The following is a 15,145-nucleotide window of genomic DNA, read 5'->3' on the forward strand; positions in this document are numbered from 1 at the left end:
ATGACAAGATGGAGGCGATGGCGTCACAGGCAATCCATATTCCCCATGGCCCGGCGCGCAGCGCCCATCTGTTGCAGCGCACGACCGCCGAATGGCGCGCCAGCGGCGAAGACCTGCTGCTGTTTGCCTATGGCTCGTTGATCTGGCGGCCCGAGTTCGAGTATGCCGACGCCCTACCGGCGCGGGTGTTGGGCTTTCACCGCGTGCTTCGCATGCGTTCGCGCGTGAACCGCGGCTCGCCCCAGGAGCCGGGCCTGGTGCTGGCGTTGATCTCGGGAGGCAGTTGCCGTGGCTTGGTCTACCGCATCCCGCGCACCGTGGGTGAAGAGGTGTTACCACGGCTATGGGAACGCGAGATGCCTAATGGCGTCTATGAGCCGCGCTGGCTGAACTGCGACACCGCTGCGGGGCGGCTGCGCGCCCTGGCGTTCACGCTGTCGCGCCAGAGTCCCAACTGGACCGGGCCACTGCATGAGCCGGAGCTGTTGCACATCTTTCAACACGCCAGCGGCCGCTACGGCACGACGCTGGACTATCTGCTGCGCACCGTTCAGGGTTTGCGCGAGCATGGGATCCGCGACGCGGAACTGGAGCGCCAGGCCCACTTGGCGGCACAACACGGGCTATGCGCCCCGCTTTGATCAGCCCCGGAGCCGCGCGAGGTCTTCCTCAGTGTCGACGTCGACATGCACGCCCGGGTCGTCGACGGGAATGGGTTGCGCCGCATAGCGCGCCACGATGCGCCTTGCGCCCTCATCGCCCTGCAGGGCCACCAACTCCGAGTAGAGCTCGGTGCCAAAGCCGACCGGATGGCCCTGGATGCCGCGGTACTGGGCGTAGCAGACGGGGTAGCGCTCCAACCCCTCAGCCACGGCCATGATGGTGGTCGGCTGTACGAGCGGCATGTCGGCCGGCAGGATGAGCCAGCCGTCGGCATCACCCGTGGCGCTGACGCCGGCGACGATGGAATGCCCCATGCCGATGGGCTGAGGCCGGCCGTGGCTATCGCGCTCAGGCAGCGTCACGACGTCGCGCGCCGCGATGAGCTTGTGCACGGCCGGCGCCAGGGCTGCCGTCGTCACAACGACAACCGGAAGCTGCGTCGCGATGGCATGGCGCAAGGTGCGCGCCAGCAAGGTATCTCCACCGGGCGTTCCCGCCAGGTGCTGTTCCAGCTTGTGGCCCGAGCCGCGGAAGCGCGAGCCGCGACCCGCGGCCAGCACAACGACGACGGGGCGTCGCTTTGTCATTTGCTATTCGTCCTTCAAAACCCACTGACCTAGCGCCGGTCTGAGCCGTTTGCTGCAGTGCCACAAGCATGCCGAGTGAGGCTTCGCTTGAAACTGGGGCGTTCACTTAAGGGAAGGTCTGCATACTTCGGGTCATGAGCAAGTTGAGCGACTTCCGAAAGAGCTACGAACTAGGGGAACTGGACGAGGCGCAAGCCGCGGATGGACCGCTGGCGCTCTTCAACCGCTGGATGGATGAGGCTATCGCTCACGATGTGTCCGAGCCGACCGCGATGACGGTGGCCACCGTTGGCGCCAACCACCGGCCATCGACCCGCGTCGTGCTGCTCAAGGGCTGCGATGCACGCGGCATGGTCTGGTTCACGAATTACGAAAGCCGCAAAGGTGAAGAGTTAGCAGGCAACCCTTACGCGGCCTTGCAATTCCACTGGGTGGAGATGGAACGCGTCGTGCGCATTGAGGGGCGTGTCGAGAAGACGTCGGCGCAGGAATCGGACGACTACTTCAAGAGCCGGCCCCTGGATTCCCGCCTGGGGGCCTGGGCTTCACCACAGAGCCGGGTCATCAGTTCACGTGCTGTGCTGGTGGCCAATGCAGCCAAGGCGGCCGTCAAGCACGGCCTGAATCCTGGTCGGCCGCCGCACTGGGGCGGCTACCGGCTGGTGCCAGATCGTTACGAGTTCTGGCAGGGCCGCCGTTCGCGGCTGCACGACCGGCTGGTCTTCAGCCTGGATGCCGACCGCTGGGTGCGCGAACGGCTGGCGCCCTAATTGACGGCGCTGCCGTCCTCGACGCGGTAGTACAGGCCGTAAGGGTCGTCGTTCAGCACGGCCAGCACGCCTTCAACGATGACAGGCTCCAGCGTGTAGCGAACCGGCTTCTTGGTTCGCACCTCGACCAGGCCTTCGGGGCCGGCCGGTACGCAAAAGGAGCAGGTCGTCGGCACCGAGGACAACAGGAAGTGCTGCTGCTTGTCGCCCGCCTCCAGCGGCATCATGAAGCCCTGCACCTTGACGGTCTTGCGGTCCAGCGCCTGCACGGCTGCCGGGAAGGTCGGCACGATCTTCTTTTTCTCGGCTTTCGCGGTGACCTGGGACAGCAAATGCCAGGACACGATGTCGGCGCGCTCCTCTAGCGGCTTGAAGGGGCTGCGTGGGTCGTGATAGCCAGGCCCCTGCCCCATGCCCGGCGGCGTTTGGGCGAACGCCGCAGCAGCGGCAAGACAGACGGCGAGAAGGGACTTGAACTTCATGATGGCGGGATTGTCGGGGTTCAGCGCGGAGCTTGCAGCAGGGTTGTGACATCCAGCCGGTAGGCCCGCCATGCGGGCCAGGCAGCGGCCAGCAGCGCCAGGGCGCCGGCAAGCAGCGGCACCAGCCATTCGGCTTCGCTCATGCCGAGCTGGCCGAGGCGAAGCGACTGTCGCTCGGCGAGCAGACGTTCCAGCAGGGCGACGAGGCCATGCCCAGCCGCCAGTCCAAGCACCGCTGCGAGGCCAGCGAGCAGCAAGGCCTCCAGCGCGATCAGGGCGGCGACGCGCGAGGCCGGCGCGCCCAGCATGCGCAGCATCGCAAGATCGCCTTGTCGGGCACGCACGGCATGCAGCAACGCCACCCAGACCGACAGCCCCGCCGCGGCGAGCAGCACGATGCCAAAGCCCCGCAGCACTTCGGTGCCGGCACCCACTAGGCGCATCAATCGGGCTGTTTCCAGCGCCGGCGCGGCGGATTGCAGGCCGTTCTGCGCATTGACCCATCGCGGCAGCACGACGGCTGCGAGCGGGCTGCGGTAGCGCACCAGGGCCAGCGTGATCTCCTTCTTGCCATCGTCCTCAGGCGTCGAAGCGGCGTGGTCTTCGTGCACCTCCCACACCGAAGCGAGATCGGTCAGCACGAGGCGGTCCAGCACGCTGCCGGATTCAGCCAACACACCGACAACCTCGAACTGGTGATCGCCGTGCGCCCCCCCACCTTCGGCCAGGCCATGGCTGCCGGCAAAGCGGTCACCTAACTTGAGCCCGCTGGTGCGCGCAACCTCGGCACCAAGGACGGCTTGCATGGGCTTGGCCCATAACGCGCCCTGCCCCAGCTTGGCGCCGTACAGGTCAAGATAGTCCGGCGTCGTGCCGGCAATGCGGTAGCCGCGAAATGAGTCGCCCAGCGACAGCGGCACAGCCTGGGCGACGAGGGGCTGCTGCTTCAACAGCTCCAGCGTCGCCAACGGGATATTGCCGGTCGGCGCATCGAAGTGGAAGACACCGGCCAGCATGATCTGCATGGGGCTGCCCTTGGCGCCGACGACGAGGTCGATGCTGGCGAGGTCGCGCTTCAGCCCCGCCTCGACCTGGGCACTGGCGCGCAGCACGAAGGTCACGGCGGCGAGGCCGAGCGTCAGCAGCAGCAGGTTCAGCGCTGTCGTCAACGGGCTGGACCACAGGTATCGCCACGCGAGGCGGATCACAAGACCACCTCGCTGACGTCATCCCGCTCTGCAAGCGCTTCGACGACACGCGCGTCATGGCTGGCGATGACCAGCGTGCAGCCCTCGCGCTCGGCCGCGTCAAGGAGCAGGGCCAGCATGTGCAGCGTGTGCTCGTCGTCCAGGCTGGCACTGGGCTCATCCGCCAGCAGCAGGCGCGGACGGCGCATCAGCGCGCGCGCCAGCGCCACGCGCTGGGCCTGGCCAACGCTGAGCTGGTGCGGCCGGCGATTCGCCAGGTCGGCAATGTCCAGCGCCTCCATCAGCTCGGCCGCGCGCGCCGGGTCGGCGCCCCGCCCCGCGGCCAGCGCCGGCAGCGCCAGGTTCTCGGCCACCGTCAGTGCCTCGCTCAAGTGCAGGCGCTGGGGTACCACGCCCAATGTCGCACCGCGCCAGGCGTCCAGCGCGTGCGGGCTCAGCGTCTGCAGCTCGGTTTGCGCAACGTTCAGTTCACCCTCTTGCACGCGCAGCAAGCCAGCCAGCAAGGCCAGCAGCGTGGACTTGCCCGATCCAGAGGCGCCACGCAGCAGCAGATGCCGGCCCGCGGCGAGCGCGAAGTCGGCATAGGCGATCTCGGCGCCGCCGGCGTAGCGATGGCGCAGGCCGCTCCAGGCCAGCATCACTTGACCAGCCGCTTGAAGCTGGCCAGGAACTTCTCCACCTTGCCGGCGACGACGAAGGCGCAATAGCCCTGCTCCGGGTTGCGGGCGTAGTAGTGCTGGTGATAGGCCTCGGCTGGGTGGTAGTTGGTCTCGGGCAGCAGCTCGGTGACGACGCGGCCGGCGTGGTGGTCGTCGGCTTCCTTGATGACTTCGGCCGCGAGCTGGCGCTGGGCCTCGGTATGCCAGTAGATGCCCGAGCGGTATTGCGTGCCGACGTCGGCGCCCTGGCGGTTCAGCGTCGTCGGGTCGTGGATGGTGAAGAACACCTCCAGCAGTTCGCGCAGCGAGACCTCTGCCGGGTCGAAGTCGATGCGCACGACCTCGGCATAGCCGGTGTCGCCGCCGCAGACAGCCTCGTAGGTCGGCTTGGGTCCCTGGCCATTGCTGTAGCCGTTCTCGACGTGGTGGACGCCGCGCACGCGCTCGTAGACGGCCTCCAGGCACCAGAAGCAGCCGCCGGCCAGGGTGATGCGTTCAAGATTCGGGTTGGACATGGAATGACCTTCAATGGGCGCCGAGGGACATCTCGACATGGGGGCGCCAAGTCTCGTCACAAGCCGTGTCGCAGAGCTTGGGGGCAGCGAGGAAGACGCGCGCATTCGGCGCGCCACGGGCCAGCAACGCATCGCGCACGGCGGTGGCGCGGGCCACAGCGAGCAGGCGCAGCGATTCGTCGTCGATGGCGTAGCTGCCCAGCAGCAGGCCACGCATCTGCTCGGCCGGCAGGTCCTTGGCCAGGCCGAGCAGGTTCTTGGGCTTGTTGGGCAGTTTGCTGGCTTCGTACAGACGCTTGAGTGCGGCGTCCGGCGCTGAATTGCCGATGGAGGCATTCTCAGCTTTGAGTGCAGCTGCCAGGCGCTGCTCACGCAGGGCCTGGCCCTCGGCGGCGATGCCGGCCCAGCCCGTCAGCGTCAACTGCACGCCGGGCTTGTCGATCAGCAGCCTGGCCACGCGGTCGAGCTTGGTCGGGTCGCCCAGCTCGGTGCCACCGGGCGCGAAGGCGATCCGGGCCTCTTCGGGTGCGTCGCTGCCGCTGAAAAGGGCAAAGGGCGAGGTCAGCGCCTTGCCGATGAGGTTGAGCACGAGCTTCCAGACCAGGCCGCCGACGCTGAACTCGGGGTCGTTCAGCGAGCCGCTGATCGGCAGGTTGACGTCGATGACGCCGTTGCCGTCCTTGAGCAGCGCGACGGCGAAGCGCACCGGCAGCGACGTGGCATCGGGGCTGTCCACGCGCTCGCCGAAGGTCAACTGGTTCAGGATGATCTGGTTGCTGGCGACAAGCTGGCCACCCGGCTCGACCTTGTAGCGCAGCTTGGTGGACAGCTTGCCACGCTCGATGGCGTAGCCGGCGTATTTGGCGGCGTAGGGCGACAGCGGCACCAGCTCGATGTCGGTCGCATTGGCGGCAATGTCCATGGCCAGCGGCGCGCCCGGCTTGAGCTGGCCGTCGATCTCCAGCAAGCCGGTGCCCGCGACCTTGCCCTTCAGCGTCAGCGGCGCCATCGCGCTGCTTGTGGACGAGAAGGCGCCCAGCGAGCCCTGCAGCTCGGTGAGGCGGGCGCTGTAATTGGGGCGCACGAAGCGGTCGTTGAAATCGACGACGCCGCGGTTGACGCGGATGCGTTCGGCGGCGAACTCCGGCTGGGCTGCCGACGCGGCTGATGCGGGTGCGGCGGCCGCTTCGGTCGGGCCGATGTCGCGCAGATTCAAGCGGCCCTGGTCGTTGACTATGAGGCGGGCGTAGGCGTCCTCGAGCAGCGCGTCCTTCACGGCCAGACGTGGCGGCGCGCCCGGCGCCAGGGCGAGCTTGAGGCCGTCGAGCTGAAGGGCCTGCCAGCTCAGCAGGTCTTCACCGACAACGCGCTGGCCGTCGACGACACGGGTCTGCAACAGCGCCAGCGGCCCGACGCGCACGTCGCCGCCCACATTGGCTGCCCAGGCGCCGCCAGCCTGCTGTGCAGTGACTTCGGCCTTCAACCCCAGCTCGGCGCGCTGTAGGTGCAGGCCCCAGGCCGGGTCGAGGTAGGCGTTGAGCAGATGTAGAGGCAGGGCCTTGGCCTGCAGGTTGCCGCTGGCCGACAGCGGCGCCAGGCCAATGCGGCCGCTCCATTGCAGGCTGCCGGCGCTGGCGGCGATGGGCTGATCATTCGCGCCGAGGGCGGCGAGTTGGGTGGTGATCTGCGCCTGCAGGGGCGCTGTGGCGGGCCAGCTCAGCGCGCCCAGCTGCAGGCGCAGCGGCTCGGCGGTCAATGCCACGGGCGTGACGCCTGCGGGCACGGCGGCGTCCTGCCAGCGAAGCGCGCCGCGCTCGACCGTCAGGCCAGCAAGCTGCACCTTCCAGGCCGGGCCGGCGGCGGACGCGGCGCTGTCAGGCGGCAGCAGGTCGGCGATGTTCAGGCGGCCACCCTGCTCGCGGGCAAGCTGTGCGCGCGGCGCGTCCAGCGCCAGCGTGCCAAGGGTGATGATGTGCGTGGCGGGCTCGATGCTGGCCTTGTCGAGCTGGGCCGAGGCCAGCGTCACCAGCCGTGGCGCGCCGGGCAGACTCAGGCGAGCGTCGCTGATGCGCAGTTCGGCCAGGGTCAGCTGGGCACGGTCGGCGGCTCCTTCGGCCAGCGGGTTCTGGACGGCGAGGCCAGCCTTGGTGGAGAGACCGGCGGCCAGCCGCGCGCCGCCCGGCAGAGGCAGCCAGGCGGCCAGCCTCTCGACGGCAAGGCCATTCAGCTCCGCATCAGCCTGCAGCAGTTCAGGCGTCAGCGTGGCCCGGGCCGTCAGCGTGGCCTGGTCCAGGCGCAGGCTGGCGTCTAACTGGGCGGGCGACTTCAAGGGCCAGGCGGCTGCGCCGAGCTTGATCTGGATGGCCTCCAGCGCCAGGTCCTTGTTGAGGGTGAAACGACCCTCCTTGACTTCCAACCCGGCAAGGCTGAACTGCCAGGGGACCGCAGTTGGCGACGACACACCGCCAGACCCTGCCGGCAGCGGACGCAGCCAGGCATTGGGCGACTCCAGCAGGATGGCACCGAAGCCCAGCTGGCGACGCAGCGGTTGCACATCAGCGAGCGGCAGGCTCAACCGCTTGAGCCCGAGCAGGGCCTGGCCGTCAGGCTGGGTCAGGGCCAGTTCGTGCAGTTGGATGAGGCCGCTGAACTTGACCCCGGGCGTCTGCTTGGGGCGCTCGGCAAAGTCCACCGCCACGTCGACGTCGAGCCTGCCGCCGGTCAGTCGGATGGGCGCGCTGGCAGGCACATAGGCGGCCAGCGGTGCGAGATCCAGCCCGGCAAATTTGAAGGACAAACGAGCACTGACGTCGTCGTCAAAGGGCAGCGCCTCGGCGCGGCTGTCGAAGGCGACGCCGTCGAGCTTGCCGTTCAGCTGGGGTTGCACCTTGACCTTGACGTCGGCCGGCAGCGTCGACATGAAAGGCAGGGCCAGGTGCAGGCCCGCCAGCTCGTGCTGGCGTTGCACCGGGCGGTCGTCGAAGAGGATGCGGCCGTCGGCCAGCTCGATGTTGTAGACGGCGAACTCGGGGTCGGGCTCCTCGGGCACGCCAGGCTTGGCGGCAAAGCGCTGGATCAGGTCGTCGATGTCATAGCGGCCCTCGGCCACGCGGGCGAGGCGCAGTTCGGGCTTGGTCAAGGCCACGGATTCGATGACGGCACGGCCGCGCAGCAGAGAGCGCAGCGACAGGGCAGCGTCCAATTTCTGCAGCTTGAACACCGGTGGCTGCCCGGCGTCGGCGCCGGCAATACTCAGCCCTTCAATGACCAGGGCCAGACGCCAGGGCTGGAAGCTGGCCTCCTCGATGGTGACCTGCCGGCCCATGGCCTCGGTGGCCAGGGCCGCGCCGCGGCCGATGACCCAGCCCGGCAAGGCCAGCGTCACGATCAGCAGCAGCAAGGTGACCAGGGCCGACAAGGCGGCCAGAGTCCAGAGGGCGATGCGGGTGGGGGAGCGGGAAGGTAGCGTCACGGCAGGCGCATTATTGATGTCGGCGATGATGCCCACGGTGAGCCTTGCCCTCGACTATCCCGGCTTCAAGACCCTGCTGCTTGCAGCCGCCCTGCCCCCCGTGCCGATGCTGCTGCTGGCGGCCTGGGGCGGCTGGAGGCTCCGTCGCGGGCGGCGCCTTGGCGCCCTGTTACTGGGCTTGGCGCTGGCGGGTATCTGGCTATCGGCCACCGAGGCGGCGGGCGAGCTGTTGAGCCGGGCCGCGGGTCAGCCTGCGGTTCTAAGGCCCGGCCAGGTCGATGCGCTGCGTGGCCGCTCCGATGGCGCAGTGCTCGTGCTGGGCGGTGGGGTGAAGCGCCATGCGCCGGAATTCGGCGCCGGTGCGCCGGCCCGCTTCACCGCCGAACGGCTGGCCTATGGCGTCTGGGTTGCCCGCCGCAGCGGCTGGCCGCTGGCCTTTTCAGGCGGCATTGGCTGGACGGCGACCGAACTGCGCCAGCCCGAGGCCGACATCATTGCCCGGGTGGCGGCCGAGGACTATGGCTTGCCGTTGCGTTGGGCAGAAGCCCACTCACGTGACACACGGGAGAACGCCGCCCATACCTTGCCCCTGCTGGCGAAGGCGGGCGTGAAGCAGGTCGTGCTGGTCACACATGAGGCGCACATGCGTCGTGCGCTGCGCGCCTTCGAAGCCGAGGCCGCGCCACTGGGTATCCATCTGCTGCCTGCTCCCGTGGGCCTGCAGGACGATGCCCTGAGCAGCTTTGACGACTGGTGCCCCTCGGTCGAGGGTTTTGCGCGCGTGCGCTACGTCCTCTACGAGACCCTTGCCTGGTGGGCTGGACGCTGAAATAGAAACCCCGCCGGGCTTGAAGGCCGGGCGGGGTGGGTGGCTATGCCACCTTGGGGCTCCACGGCGATTTGCCGAAGGGCTCCTGGCGCGCAAGGGATTGCGCCAGAGGTTGTGCCTCAAAAGGCATCTCAACAGTAGGCGAGCACGCTCAGGGCTTCAAGAAGAGTTGCCCGAATAGCGCCTCGGCGCGCTTTGTGACCTCGGGTGGCAGACTGATGCCGCGACCCCATTCGCGGCTGGTTTCGCCAGGCCATTTGTTGGTCGCGTCCAGGCCCATCTTGCCGCCCAGGCCGCTGACCGGCGAGGCGAAATCGAGATAGTCGATGGGCGTGTTGTCGACCAGCGTGGTGTCGCGCACCGGGTCCATGCGGGTCGTGATGGCCCAGATCACTTCCTGCCAGTTGCGCGTGTCGATGTCGTCGTCGACCACGACGATGAACTTGGTGTACATGAACTGGCGCAGGAAGCTCCAGATGCCGAACATCAGCCGCTTGGCGTGGCCGGGGTAGGCCTTCTTGATCGACACGACGGCCATGCGATAGCTGCAGCCCTCCGGCGGCAGATAGAAGTCGACGATCTCGGGAAATTGCTTCTGCAGGATGGGCACGAAGACCTCGTTGAGCGCGACGCCCAATATGGCCGGCTCGTCCGGCGGCTTGCCGGTGTAGGTCGAGTGGTAGATCGGGTTCTTGCGCTGGGTCAGGCGAGAGATCTCGAAGACGGGAAACCAGTCCTGCTCGTTGTAGTAGCCCGTGTGGTCGCCGAACGGACCTTCCAGCGCGTGCAGGTAGCCGCCCTTCTCCTTCAACGGCACGCCGTGCTCGCTGACGCCAGCGAAACCAGCAAGGGCGGGCAGGATATGGCCCTCCAGGACGATCTCGGCCGATGCCGGCGCCTGCAGCGGTTGGCTCTTGCCCACACCGGTGTTGACCAGCTCGGTCCGCGAGCCGCGCAGCAGGCCGGCGAACTGGTATTCGGACAGTGAATCCGGCACCGGAGTGACGGCTCCCAGGATGGTGGCCGGGTCCGCACCCAGGGCGACGGCGATGGGAAACGGCTCGCCCGGGTAGGCCAGGGCATGGTCGCGGAAATCCAATGCACCACCGCGGTGCGCCAGCCAACGCATGATGACCTGGCGGGGCGAAATCAGCTGCTGGCGGTAGATGCCGAGGTTCTGGCGGGTGCGCGTCGGGCCCCGGGTGATGACCAGACCCCACGTGATCAGGGGGGCTGCGTCGTCCGGCCAGCAGGTCTGGATGGGCAGGCGGCCCAGGTCGATGTCGCTGCCTTCGAACACCTCCTCCTGGCAAGGCGCGCGGCGCCGCAAGGCGGGCTTCATGTCCCACAACGCCTTGGCCATTTGCAGCAGCTTGCCGGCATCCTTCAAGCCCTTGGGTGGGTCAGGCTCCTTGAGGCTGGCGAGCACCCGGCCGACATCCCGCAAATCAGCCAGAGAGTCAGCGCCCATGCCGAGTGCGACGCGACGCGTTGTCCCGAAAAGATTGGTCAAGGCGGGGGTGGAAAACCCGGCCGGCGTCTCGAACAGCAAGGCCGGTCCACCGGCCCGCAAGACGCGGTCGCTGAGGGCTGTCATCTCCAGCACTGGTGAGACTTTTTCACGCACGCGCTTGAGCTCTCCAAGCCTTTCCAGGCCGGCCATGAAGTCCCTCAAGTCGCTGTATTTCATAACCAAAAGTAGTTTTGAATCGATGAAACAACCTTGACTGGTTATCTTCGACCCTTAAAATTCGTCGCTTCGGGTTTTTACTGAAGCCCAACCGGCCAGGTCCTCCGGGCACGCAGATGCCACAGACCCAAGCATTCGGCCGGGAAATTATCACCGTCGCCCCACCCAGACCGCTTCGCATCGAAGGCAGCCTGAGGCGGGTTGCGGCACAAGGAGTCGAATGACGACACGTCAAGACCTGTTCAGCCTGGCTCGCCACACGCGGGATTCGGCGTCGCTGTTCGTCAAGGACATCGGCAACGGCCTGCTGGTGGTCAGCCACAACACACTGGCCCTGCTCGGGCTGGCCGTGGTGTCGGTGCTGCTGGTGTTCACGAGCCAGGCGGGCCTGCGCGAGAAGGTGGAGTTCGCCACCCTTGGCTGGCTGAATGCCCGCCACGAAGCGCGTGCCGAGGCCGAGGGCAACACCCTGATGGCGTCGGCCGAGCCCGACGCCATTGCGCGCGCCACCGCCACCGACCCCCGCGAACTGAGCCGCCAGCAAGCGGCCGTCGCCCACTGGCTGGCGCGCCGCTACAGCGTGGCACCCGAGCCCATCAGCCGCCTGGTGCAGGAAGCCTGGGCCGTGGGCCAGCGCGCCAAGGTCGAACCGACGCTGATCCTGGCCATCATGGCCATCGAGTCGCGCTTCAACCCGTTCGCACAGAGCGCGGTAGGCGCCCAGGGCCTGATGCAGGTCATGACCCGCGTTCACGACGACAAGTACGAAGCCTTCGGCGGCACGCTGGCGGCCTTCGATCCGGTCACCAATCTGCGCGTGGGCGTGCAGGTGCTGAAGGAATGCATCCAGCGCGCCGGTGGCCTGGAGGAAGGCCTGCGCTACTACGTCGGCGCGGCCAATCTGGCCGAGGACACAGGCTATGCAGGCCGCGTGCTGGCCGAGCACGACCTGCTGAAGGCGGTCGCGGCCGGCCGCACGGTACCGACCATGACGACCGTCCGCCCGCTGCTGCGCGAAGCGGCGTCTGCCCCCTCGACGGGCGACTCCGCCCAGGTGGCTCTGCTGCGCTGAAGCGCCGCTGGCATACACTGGGCATTCACGCGACTGGCGATCAGGGTCACAAGCTGACCCGAGGTGGGACACCACCGGGGAGCGTGAGGCGGCTGTCCTCTGTCGACATGGCAACCGCTATCAGCCGTTCGCCTGGGCAGCCTTGGCCTCACGCTCGCTCGTGAGCGCCGGGGATTCACCGCCTGACCTTCGGAAACACCAGCATGTTTGACCGCAACACCTCCACCCTCGCCTTGGTCGACCCCGAACTCTGGACCGCCGTCCAGAACGAGAACCGCCGCCAGGAAGACCACATCGAGCTGATCGCCAGCGAGAACTACACCTCGCCGGCCGTCATGCAGGCCCAGGGGAGCCAGCTGACCAACAAATACGCCGAGGGCTACCCCGGCAAGCGCTACTACGGTGGCTGCGAGTATGTCGACGTCGTCGAGCAACTCGCCATCGATCGCCTGAAGCAGCTCTTCGGCGCCGAATTCGCCAACGTGCAGCCCAACTCCGGCTCGCAGGCCAACCAAGGCGCCTTCTTCGCGCTGCTGCAGCCTGGCGACACCATCATGGGCATGAGCCTGGCCGAAGGCGGCCACCTGACCCACGGCATGGCGCTGAACATGAGCGGCAAGTGGTTCAACGTCATCAGCTACGGCCTGGACGCGAACGAAGCCATCGACTACGACGCCATGGAAGCCCTGGCCCGTGAGAAGAAGCCCAAGCTCATCATCGCTGGCGCCTCGGCCTACTCGCTGCGCATCGACTTCGAGCGCTTCGGCAAGATCGCCAAGGAGATCGGTGCCTACTTCATGGTCGACATGGCGCACTACGCCGGCCTGATCGCCGCGGGCGTCTATCCCAATCCCCTGCCCCATGCCGACGTGGTCACGTCCACCACGCACAAGAGCCTGCGCGGCCCGCGCGGCGGCATCATCCTGACGAACGACGAGGCGATCGCCAAGAAGATCAACTCGGCCATCTTCCCCGGCATCCAGGGCGGCCCGCTGATGCACGTCATCGCCGGCAAGGCCGTGGCCTTCAAGGAAGCGCTGACGCCCGAGTTCAAGGCCTACCAGGAGCAGGTCGTCAAGAACGCCAAGGTGCTCGCCGACACGCTGATCGAGCGCGGCCTGCGCATCGTTTCCGGCGGCACCGAGAGCCACGTCATGCTGGTGGACCTGCGCCCCAAGAACCTGACCGGCAAGGAAGCCGAGGCCATCCTGGGCGCCGCCCACATGACCTGCAACAAGAACGGCATCCCGAACGATCCGCAGAAGCCCATGATCACCAGCGGCATCCGCCTGGGTACGCCGGCCATGACGACGCGCGGCTTCAAGGAGGAACAGGTGCGCGCCACCGCCCACCTGATCGCCGACGTGCTGGACAAGCCGCATGACGAGGCCAACCTGGCCGCCGTGCGGGAGAAGGTCGCCGCGCTGACTTCGGCCTTCCCCGTCTACCGCGGCTGAACCAGACCCCGATGCGCTGCCCGTTCTGCTCTCACACCGAAACCCAGGTCGCCGAGACCCGGGAGTCGGATGAGGGCGACGTCGTCCGGCGCCGGCGCCGCTGCCTGTCCTGCGACAAACGCTTCACGACCTATGAGCGGGCTGACATCGCCATGCCCTCGGTCGTCAAGAAGGACGGGCGGCGCGCCGATTTCGACGCCGCCAAGCTGCGTGCCTCCATGCAGTTGGCCCTGCGCAAGCGGCCGGTCAGCGTCGAGCAGATCGACGCGGCCATCAACCGCATCGAGGAAAAGCTGCTCGCCAGCGGCGCCCGCGAACTCGCGTCCACGCGGCTGGGCGAGTTGGTCATGCGCGAGCTCAAGCGCATCGACAAGGTCGCCTACGTGCGCTTTGCGTCGGTGTACCGCAGCTTCGAGGACGTCGACGAGTTCCGGCAGCTGATCCGCGAGATCTGATACCGGGTTGACCCTACCCCCCGTCAGGGGGAGATAAGGGGGAGATGAGGGGATGCGGCACCTGCCATCCCTCTTCGTTCCGCCTTTGGGGTGAAAGACGCGGTGAGCCCCGCTTCCTAGAGTTCGTTCCATCAGCAACGAACCGAGGGAAGCACCATGAACCGCACCGCCAGCACCCGTCGCAGCAACCGTGGTTTCACGTTGGTGGAACTCTGCGCCAGCGTCGGCATCTGCGCCGCGCTGCTCGGCCAGGCCGTGCCGGCCATGGGCACGCTGCGCCAGCAACAACAACTGCGCACCAGCGCGGACGCCCTGGCCAGCGACCTGCGTCTCGCACGCAGCGAGGCCGCCCGCTTGAGCGATTCGGTCTTCTTCCGCATCAGCGGCAAGGGCGCCAACGCCTGCTACGTGATGTACATCGGCACCAAGGACGACTGCGACTGCGCCGGCGGCAAGGCCGTCTGCAAGAAGCCGAGCAGCCAGGTCATCAAGACCGAATGGCTGCCGACGACCCAGCCCGTGCGCCTGAGCAGCAATGCCGAGACGCTGCAATTCCAGCATCGCCAGGGTCTCGTCACGCAGACTGGCAGCATCGACCTCAGCCTGAACGGCGGCACGACCATCCGCCAGGTCATAGCTATCACCGGCCGTGCGCGCAGTTGCTACGTCGGCACCAAAATCAGCGGCATGGCCAAGTGCGCCTGACCGCCTCATAGAGCCCCTCATTCATGGTGGATGCCGACCAGCGGCGCAACTCAGCGGACGAGCGGCTGGAGTGTTACTGATCGTTGTGACGTACTGCCGAAAATTCGGGCATGCGCAAATGCCTCCGCCCGGGCCGCCAAGGCTTCTCCCTGATAGAGCTCATGGTTGCGCTGACCATCGCCGGCATCCTGGCCGCGATCGCCTACCCCGCCTACACCTCGCACCTCCTGCGTGGTCGTCGCGCTGATGCCATCTCCGCGCTCACCGCCATCATGCAGGCGCAGGAACGTTTCCGCGGCAATCAAAACAAGTACGCGTCTTCAGCGACCACCCTGGTGCCGGAAATCGCGCAGATCGCACCGCTATATGACATCAGGATCTCCGCCGGCAGCAATGGCGACTTCGATATTGGCTATATCGTCACCGCCACGCCGGTTGCGGGAAGCAAGCAGGCCGCCGACGTGACGTGCAAGGCCTTGGTGGTGGAACTGAGAGGCGCAACGCCGTTTTATTCCGCGACCGGCGACCCTAGCAACAGTGGGACGGACAGCGATACGTCCGCCCAATGCTGGCCTCGATAG

General features: G+C 67.3%; 15 protein-coding genes and 1 riboswitch. Of the genes, 8 read left to right on the top strand and 7 right to left on the bottom strand.

The features are described from left to right. The first annotated feature begins 17 nt into the window (after positions 1 to 17). Complete coding sequence (locus ASC95_RS28730) at positions 18 to 641, top strand: gamma-glutamylcyclotransferase (RefSeq protein ID WP_082568221.1); 624 nt, start codon at positions 18 to 20, stop codon at positions 639 to 641. Here the strand turns inward: ASC95_RS28730 and ASC95_RS28735 are convergent, their stop codons facing one another. Further along, on the bottom strand, positions 642 to 1,250 hold the full coding sequence (locus tag ASC95_RS28735) for an NTP transferase domain-containing protein (protein ID WP_057301131.1): 609 nt from the start codon (positions 1,248 to 1,250) through the stop codon (positions 642 to 644). It abuts the gene before it with no gap. 134 nt (positions 1,251 to 1,384) lie between these two features. Here ASC95_RS28735 and pdxH point away from each other — a divergent pair, with 134 nt between their 5' ends. Continuing rightward, the gene (gene pdxH, locus ASC95_RS28740) at positions 1,385 to 2,020 is read left to right on the top strand and encodes a pyridoxamine 5'-phosphate oxidase (protein WP_057301132.1); all 636 of its coding nucleotides are present in this window, start codon (positions 1,385 to 1,387) and stop codon (positions 2,018 to 2,020) included. On the opposite strand, the gene ASC95_RS28745 is transcribed toward pdxH, so the two are convergent. Genes ASC95_RS28745 through ASC95_RS28765 form a run of 5 tightly spaced genes read right to left on the bottom strand, consistent with a single transcriptional unit; the run spans position 2,017 to position 8,356 of the window. After that, a complete protein-coding gene (locus ASC95_RS28745) occupies positions 2,017 to 2,502 on the bottom strand; it encodes a DUF3299 domain-containing protein (RefSeq protein ID WP_057301133.1) in 486 nt (161 codons plus the stop codon). The two genes, pdxH and ASC95_RS28745, sit on opposite strands and share 4 nt — an antisense overlap. A 20-nt stretch (positions 2,503 to 2,522) precedes the next feature. Next, the gene (locus ASC95_RS28750) at positions 2,523 to 3,710 is read right to left on the bottom strand and encodes an ABC transporter permease (protein ID WP_057301134.1); all 1,188 of its coding nucleotides are present in this window, start codon (positions 3,708 to 3,710) and stop codon (positions 2,523 to 2,525) included. Then, positions 3,707 to 4,348, bottom strand: coding sequence for an ABC transporter ATP-binding protein (locus ASC95_RS28755; RefSeq protein ID WP_057301135.1), 642 nt, complete (start codon positions 4,346 to 4,348; stop codon positions 3,707 to 3,709). The genes ASC95_RS28750 and ASC95_RS28755 overlap by 4 nt, the downstream gene beginning before the upstream one ends. Continuing rightward, positions 4,348 to 4,884, bottom strand: a complete 537-nt coding sequence (msrA, locus tag ASC95_RS28760; protein WP_057301136.1) for a peptide-methionine (S)-S-oxide reductase MsrA — start codon at positions 4,882 to 4,884, stop codon at positions 4,348 to 4,350. Before msrA ends, ASC95_RS28755 begins: the two co-directional genes overlap by 1 nt. A 10-nt stretch (positions 4,885 to 4,894) precedes the next feature. After that, positions 4,895 to 8,356, bottom strand: coding sequence for a DUF748 domain-containing protein (locus tag ASC95_RS28765; RefSeq protein WP_162250874.1), 3,462 nt, complete (start codon positions 8,354 to 8,356; stop codon positions 4,895 to 4,897). Positions 8,357 to 8,393: 37 nt separating this feature from the next. Here ASC95_RS28765 and ASC95_RS28770 point away from each other — a divergent pair, with 37 nt between their 5' ends. Beyond that, positions 8,394 to 9,185, top strand: coding sequence for a YdcF family protein (locus tag ASC95_RS28770; protein ID WP_162250875.1), 792 nt, complete (start codon positions 8,394 to 8,396; stop codon positions 9,183 to 9,185). Between the two features lie 151 nt (positions 9,186 to 9,336). On the opposite strand, the gene ubiD is transcribed toward ASC95_RS28770, so the two are convergent. After that, positions 9,337 to 10,875, bottom strand: a complete 1,539-nt coding sequence (gene ubiD, locus ASC95_RS28775; RefSeq protein WP_057301139.1) for a 4-hydroxy-3-polyprenylbenzoate decarboxylase — start codon at positions 10,873 to 10,875, stop codon at positions 9,337 to 9,339. 220 nt (positions 10,876 to 11,095) lie between these two features. Here ubiD and ASC95_RS28780 point away from each other — a divergent pair, with 220 nt between their 5' ends. From ASC95_RS28780 to ASC95_RS28800, 5 genes are all read left to right on the top strand, one after another. Next, on the top strand, positions 11,096 to 11,947 hold the full coding sequence (locus ASC95_RS28780; protein ID WP_057301140.1) for a lytic transglycosylase domain-containing protein: 852 nt from the start codon (positions 11,096 to 11,098) through the stop codon (positions 11,945 to 11,947). Between the two features lie 19 nt (positions 11,948 to 11,966). After that, positions 11,967 to 12,092: riboswitch (ZMP/ZTP riboswitch) on the top strand. Positions 12,093 to 12,150: 58 nt separating this feature from the next. After that, entirely contained in the window at positions 12,151 to 13,404 is a 1,254-nt protein-coding gene (gene glyA / locus ASC95_RS28785) for a serine hydroxymethyltransferase (protein ID WP_057301141.1), read from the top strand. An 11-nt stretch (positions 13,405 to 13,415) separates the two neighbouring features. Then, positions 13,416 to 13,859: a transcriptional regulator NrdR gene (gene nrdR / locus ASC95_RS28790; RefSeq protein ID WP_057301142.1), complete on the top strand. Its 444-nt coding sequence runs from the start codon at positions 13,416 to 13,418 to the stop codon at positions 13,857 to 13,859. Between the two features lie 156 nt (positions 13,860 to 14,015). Beyond that, positions 14,016 to 14,564, top strand: coding sequence for a GspH/FimT family pseudopilin (locus ASC95_RS28795; protein WP_057301143.1), 549 nt, complete (start codon positions 14,016 to 14,018; stop codon positions 14,562 to 14,564). A 110-nt stretch (positions 14,565 to 14,674) separates the two neighbouring features. Then, the gene (locus ASC95_RS28800) at positions 14,675 to 15,145 is read left to right on the top strand and encodes a type IV pilin protein (RefSeq protein WP_057301144.1); all 471 of its coding nucleotides are present in this window, start codon (positions 14,675 to 14,677) and stop codon (positions 15,143 to 15,145) included.

The sequence above is a fragment of the Pelomonas sp. Root1217 genome (genome assembly GCF_001425705.1).
Lineage (GTDB): Bacteria > Pseudomonadota > Gammaproteobacteria > Burkholderiales > Burkholderiaceae_C > Pelomonas.

Coding starts and splice junctions, on each gene's coding strand:
- ASC95_RS28730 (WP_082568221.1), top strand. CDS start 18: ATGGCGTCACAGGCAATCCATATTCCCCATGGCCCGGCGCGCAGCGCC.
- ASC95_RS28735 (WP_057301131.1), bottom strand. CDS start 1,250: ATGACAAAGCGACGCCCCGTCGTCGTTGTGCTGGCCGCGGGTCGCGGC.
- pdxH (WP_057301132.1), top strand. CDS start 1,385: ATGAGCAAGTTGAGCGACTTCCGAAAGAGCTACGAACTAGGGGAACTG.
- ASC95_RS28745 (WP_057301133.1), bottom strand. CDS start 2,502: ATGAAGTTCAAGTCCCTTCTCGCCGTCTGTCTTGCCGCTGCTGCGGCG.
- ASC95_RS28755 (WP_057301135.1), bottom strand. CDS start 4,348: ATGCTGGCCTGGAGCGGCCTGCGCCATCGCTACGCCGGCGGCGCCGAG.
- msrA (WP_057301136.1), bottom strand. CDS start 4,884: ATGTCCAACCCGAATCTTGAACGCATCACCCTGGCCGGCGGCTGCTTC.
- ubiD (WP_057301139.1), bottom strand. CDS start 10,875: ATGAAATACAGCGACTTGAGGGACTTCATGGCCGGCCTGGAAAGGCTT.
- ASC95_RS28780 (WP_057301140.1), top strand. CDS start 11,096: ATGACGACACGTCAAGACCTGTTCAGCCTGGCTCGCCACACGCGGGAT.
- glyA (WP_057301141.1), top strand. CDS start 12,151: ATGTTTGACCGCAACACCTCCACCCTCGCCTTGGTCGACCCCGAACTC.
- nrdR (WP_057301142.1), top strand. CDS start 13,416: ATGCGCTGCCCGTTCTGCTCTCACACCGAAACCCAGGTCGCCGAGACC.
- ASC95_RS28795 (WP_057301143.1), top strand. CDS start 14,016: ATGAACCGCACCGCCAGCACCCGTCGCAGCAACCGTGGTTTCACGTTG.
- ASC95_RS28800 (WP_057301144.1), top strand. CDS start 14,675: ATGCGCAAATGCCTCCGCCCGGGCCGCCAAGGCTTCTCCCTGATAGAG.